This window comes from Sphingomonas sp., from assembly GCF_023266535.1.
In the GTDB taxonomy this organism is placed as follows: domain Bacteria; phylum Pseudomonadota; class Alphaproteobacteria; order Sphingomonadales; family Sphingomonadaceae; genus Sphingomicrobium.
Genome location: NZ_JAHFPY010000108.1, coordinates 1 through 4,944, shown reverse-complemented (window position 1 = coordinate 4,944; position 4,944 = coordinate 1). Strand labels below are relative to the sequence as shown.

6 protein-coding genes and 1 pseudogene are annotated in these 4,944 nt (G+C 66.1%); 5 read left to right on the top strand and 2 right to left on the bottom strand.

Annotated features, from left to right (window positions below; all coding sequences use genetic code 11):
• Together Q0C64_RS13070 and Q0C64_RS13065 are read left to right on the top strand one after the other, a co-directional pair.
• A partial coding sequence (locus Q0C64_RS13070) for a DUF2807 domain-containing protein (RefSeq protein ID WP_294124279.1) occupies positions 1-254 on the top strand: 254 nt, incomplete at its 5' end.
• A 124-nt stretch (positions 255-378) separates the two neighbouring features.
• The gene (locus tag Q0C64_RS13065; RefSeq protein ID WP_294124278.1) at positions 379-1,107 is read left to right on the top strand and encodes a DUF2807 domain-containing protein; all 729 of its coding nucleotides are present in this window, start codon (positions 379-381) and stop codon (positions 1,105-1,107) included.
• Here the strand turns inward: Q0C64_RS13065 and Q0C64_RS13060 are convergent.
• Both Q0C64_RS13060 and mgtE read right to left on the bottom strand, forming a co-directional pair.
• Positions 1,104-1,505, bottom strand: a complete 402-nt coding sequence (locus Q0C64_RS13060; RefSeq protein ID WP_294124277.1) for a DUF1489 domain-containing protein — start codon at positions 1,503-1,505, stop codon at positions 1,104-1,106. The genes Q0C64_RS13065 and Q0C64_RS13060 overlap by 4 nt on opposite strands.
• 39 nt (positions 1,506-1,544) lie before the next feature.
• Positions 1,545-2,963 carry a magnesium transporter gene (mgtE, locus tag Q0C64_RS13055; protein WP_294124276.1) on the bottom strand — a complete coding sequence of 473 codons (1,419 nt, stop codon included), beginning with the start codon at positions 2,961-2,963 and terminating at the stop codon, positions 1,545-1,547.
• Between the two features lie 121 nt (positions 2,964-3,084).
• On the opposite strand from mgtE, the gene Q0C64_RS13050 reads away from it, so the two are divergent.
• The 3 genes and pseudogenes from Q0C64_RS13050 to Q0C64_RS13040 all read left to right on the top strand — a co-directional run.
• Positions 3,085-3,537, top strand: coding sequence for a peptidylprolyl isomerase (locus Q0C64_RS13050; RefSeq protein ID WP_294124275.1), 453 nt, complete (start codon positions 3,085-3,087; stop codon positions 3,535-3,537).
• Positions 3,538-4,293, top strand: a complete 756-nt coding sequence (locus Q0C64_RS13045; RefSeq protein ID WP_294124274.1) for an SDR family oxidoreductase — start codon at positions 3,538-3,540, stop codon at positions 4,291-4,293.
• 286 nt (positions 4,294-4,579) lie between these two features.
• Positions 4,580-4,944, top strand: a pseudogene (locus Q0C64_RS13040) (AAA family ATPase); the annotation flags it as partial.

Below are 4,944 nucleotides of genomic sequence, written 5' to 3'. Positions count from 1 at the left end.
CCGGGTCGGGCGGGATCGACGCGGCCGGAAAGGCCGACAATGTCGACCTGTCGATCGCCGGGTCGGGCGACATCCGCGCCGGCGGCCTGGCAGCCAAGACCGCGGGCGTGTCGATCGCCGGATCGGGCAATGTCGCGGCCAATGCCAGCGACACGGCCGACGTATCGATCATGGGATCGGGCGACGTCGAGATCAAAGGCGGCGCGAAGTGCAGCGTATCCAAGGCCGGATCGGGCGATGTCCGCTGCAGCTGATTTAGAAATCGTCATTCTCGCGGAAGCGGGAACCTAGATTTTTGTTTGTTTGGCTGGGTCCCCGCGTTCGAGGGGATGACGAAAAGTAGGTGAAAATTAACCACAAGCCAGCGAGGATGGGCAAATGGTAAGCCGTTTTCCCCTCCTCGCCTTGCTGGTGCTGGCCAGCCTGCCGGCACCGTCGCGTGCCGCCCCGCCGGCCACCCGCAACTATTCGGTGCCGAGCTTCGATAGGATCCGCATCGACGGACCCTATAAGGTCGAGCTTCACACCAATGTTTCGCCCTATGCCCGGGCAACCGGATCGCCGCTGTCGCTCGACGGACTGTCGATCGGGGTCGAGGGCCGCACCCTGGTGGTGCGCAAGGGTAGCGGCGGCTGGGGCGGTTATGACGGCGAGGATCGCGGACCGGTGACGATCGAAGTCGGGACGCCCGGCCTCAACACCGCATGGATCAATGGCGCGGGGGCGCTGACCATCGACCGGGTCAAGGGCCTCAGCTTCGACCTTGCCATCCAGGGCGCGGGGCTGACCAAGATCGACAGTGTCGACGTCGACCAGCTGAAGGTCGGCGTGACTGGTGCTGGCATTGTGCGACTGTCGGGCAAGGCGCTCAGGCTGACCGCTACCATCCGCGGAACGTCCAGCTTCGAAGGCGACGACCTCCAGGTGAAAGACGCGGTGATCGGCGCCGAGGGTCCGGCGATCGTCAAGGCCAATGTCGGCAATTCGGCCAAGGTCGATGCGCTCGGCCTCGCCTCCGTCATGCTCACCGGCAATCCTGCCTGCACCGTCAAGGCGCAGGGATCGGCCACCGTCAGCGGCTGCAAAGACGGCGGCAGCGGCTACTAGACCAGCCCCAGCCCCGCCAGTTTCGCATACATCCGCGGCGGAAGATCGCTGAGGCCCGTGCCGTCGTCCACGCCGGTCGGTGCATCCTTGTCCTCCAGATAGCGCCAGCCCTGGTGGGCGCGCTTGGGCTTGGGCGGGACGGTGACCAGTTCGGCCGAGCAGACGATGTCGATCCTGCCGTCGCTGCGGTCCTCGAGGCGCAGGATCTGCTGGCGGGCAATAATGCGGTGCTTGACGATCCAGTGGAGGTGGCCGCCGACCAGCTCGTCGGCGCGCTTGGGCCGCATCCGCGTCGGCACGCGGACCACGCCGTCGCTGACCCGCCGGGCGATGCGGTTCTGCAGCGCTTCGAGGCTGGCACAGCCCACGGCGACCTTGGTCAGATGGAGGTTCGGCATCGGGCCGAGGTGGCGAGAAAGCGCCGCCAGTTCAATAGGCTAGAGACCGGCGGCGGTGGCGAGCCCGAGGAACACCAGGAAGCCCATCGAATCGGTGACCATGGTCACGAACACCGACGAGGCGACCGCCGGATCGGCCCCGGCCCGCTCCAGCCCTAGGGGCACCAGCACGCCAGCGAGGCCGGCGACGAGGATGTTCGTCATCATCGCCATCGCGATCACCGCGCCCAGCACCGGCGAACCGAGCACCAGCGTCACGCCAATGCCGATCAGCACGGCGATGGTCAGGCCATTGAGCAACGCCACGCGGACTTCGCGCCAAACCGCCCGCCAATGGTTGGAGCCGGTCAGCTGGTTGGTGGCGATGGCACGGACGGTCACTGCCAGCGTCTGGGTCCCGGCGTTGCCGCCAACGCCGGCGACGATCGGCATCAGCGCGGCGAGCACCGCCATGCGGGCGATCGAATCCTCGAAGAAGCGGATGACTGTGGTCGCGACCAGCGCGGTCAGCAGGTTGGCGGCCAGCCAGCGGACGCGCGACTTATAGGTGTCGACCACCGGCTCGTTGATGTCGCCGTCGCCCGCGCCGGACAGCAGCAGCGTGTCCTCGCCCGCCTCTTCCTGGATGATGTGGACGATGTCGTCGACGGTGATCATGCCGACCAGCCGGTCGCTATGGTCGACCACCGCCGCGGAGATCAGCGCATATTTCTGGAACTTCAGCGCCACTTCTTCCTGGTCCATGTCGACCGGGATCAAAGTCTGCTCGTCGATCATGATGTCGCCGACCGGCGTCGCGCGGGGCGTGCGGAGAATGGTCGACAGCTTGCACGTCCCGACCGGATGGTGGGTCGGGCTGACCACGAACACTTCCCAGAAATCGGTCGGCAGATCCTCGGTCGAGCGCAGGTAATCGATCACCTGGCCGACCTTCCAATGCTCGGGCACCGCGCACAGCTCGCGCTGCATCAGGCGGCCGGCGGATTCCTCGGGATAGCTGAGTGCTTCCTCGACCGCGGCGCGGTCGTCGGGCTCCATCGCCCGGAGCACCGCCTGCTGGTCGTCAGCCTCGAGGTCCTCGATCAGCGCGACGGCGTCGTCGGTGTCGAGCTGGGCAGCGAGGTCGGCAACCTGCTGCGGCTCCATCTCCTCGATGACGTCCTCGCGGACCCAGTCGTTCAATTCGGCATAGACGTCGGCGTCGACGATCCCCTCCAGTGCCTCGATCAGGTCGGCGCGCTCGTCGCCCGGCGCCAGCTCGATCAGGTCGGCGATGTCGGCCGGGTGGAGATCCTCGACCAGCTCGCGCGCGGCTTCGTCGTCGCCGTCGGCGACCGCGTCGAGCACCTCGCGGACGAAGGACGGCCGCAGCCGGTCTTCCTCGTCGTGGACCCGGTCCTCGTCATCATGGATATCGGGCTCATGCGGCGGGGTGGCGATGATGTCGCTGTCGCTCATGCCATCGCTCCCTAGCCCGAATACGTGCGCGTGGCGCCTTCCCTATGCCCGCCGGCCTACTGGCGCAACCCGCACGGCGCGCCTAGATGACGGCCACGCTTTTCACGATTCCAAGGACAAAATGATGGCCGATACGCTGACCCTTTCCCTTTCATCCGGCGGTGACGTCGTCATCAAGCTCAGGCCCGACCTGGCGCCCGGCCATGTCGAGCGGATCACCGGCCTCGCCCGCGACGGTTTCTACAACGGTGTCACATTCCATCGCGTCATTCCCGGCTTCATGGCCCAGGGCGGCGACCCGACCGGGACCGGCAGCGGCGGCAGCGAGCTCGACGATTTGCAGGCCGAATTCAGCGACGAGCCGCATGTTCGCGGGGTCTGCTCGATGGGGCGGACCAGCTATCCGCACAGCGCCAACAGCCAGTTCTTCATCTGCTTGGACGACGCGACCTTCCTCGACGGCCAATATACGGTGTGGGGCCAGGTCGAGAGCGGCATGGAATTTGTCGACGCGCTGCCGGTCGGCGAGCCGCCGCGCGATCCGGGCAAGATCCTCAAGGCGACGGTCGCTTAAGTGCCCAAATCCGTTGCACTGATTACCGGCGCTTCGGCCGGGCTGGGGGTCGATTTCGCCCGCCAGCTGGCCGCCGAGGGCAAGCGCCTGGTGCTGGCTGCGCGCCGCAAGGACCGGCTCGACGCGCTGGTCGACGAGCTTGGCAATGCGCGGGCGGTCGAACTGGACCTGGGCGAGGAAGGCGCGGCCGACCGGCTGATGGCCGACCTCGCGGCCCATGACGAGCAGGTCGAGCTGCTGGTCAACAATGCCGGCTTCGGCCTGACCGGGCGCTTCGCCCAGCTGGACGGCAAACGGCAGCGGCAGATGATCGACCTCAATTGCGGCGCGCTGGCCGAGCTGGCTCACGCGGTCCTGCCCGGCATGATCGAGCGCAAGTCGGGCGCGATCCTCAATGTCGCCTCGACCGCTGCCTTCCAGCCGGGACCCGGCATGGCGGTCTATTTCGCGACCAAGGCTTTCGTCCTGTCGTTCAGCGAGGCGCTCCACGAGGAAGTGAAATCGCAGGGGGTGACCGTCAGCGCGCTGTGCCCCGGCCCGACCGCGACCGAATTCGGCCAGGTCGCCGGCTTCAGCAAGCCACTGCCCAGCATGGTGTTCGCGGATTCGCCCTCCGTCGTTGCGGCGGGGCTCAAGGGACTGAAGGCGGGCCGAGCGATCACCATCCCCGGCCTGATGAACAAGTCGACCGCCCAGGCGCACCGCTTCTTCCCGCGCAGCTGGGTGCGCAAGGCGGCAGGATTGTTGAAGCCCTAGGCGCGACAAAATTGGCCGTCTCGCCCATCAGCCAGTGCCCTCGCCGCTGATACAGATTGATAATTTATTCATATTGCACCTGCGAATTCGCACTTGCGATAATCATTGTGCAATGCGATAGAGAATGTGCCTTACGAGGCATCCTCTCCTGATACCTATTGGCCGGGCGGCGACGCCCGGCCTTTTTTTCTTGTCATTTCGCTCCCAGATTGAACCTCATTGTCCTGTCGCCGTTCCTATGGCGGCGTATTGGGGACGGGTTCCGAGATCTGCGGAGAGGTTATCAATGGCGACAGTCGACACGTTGGAACGGCGAATCCAGGTCGCCAACCTGCCCCCGGCGGATAGCGGACGCGGCTTCGCGCGCCTGCCGGTCAAGCTGATGAACGAGCTGGGGCTCAATGAAGGCGACGTGATCGAAATCGTCGGCAAGCGATCGACGGCAGCGCGGGCGCTCCGCCCCTATGGCGAGGACGAAGGCATCGACATCATCCGGCTCGACGGACTGCAGCGCGCCAATGCCGGCATCGGCTCGGGCGATTTTGTCGAAGTCCTCAAGGCGGATTCCAAGCCCGCGGCCAAGGTCACCTTCGCGCCGGCGCAGAACAATATCCGCCTGCAGGGCTCGGCCCAGGCGCTGAAGCGCAGCTT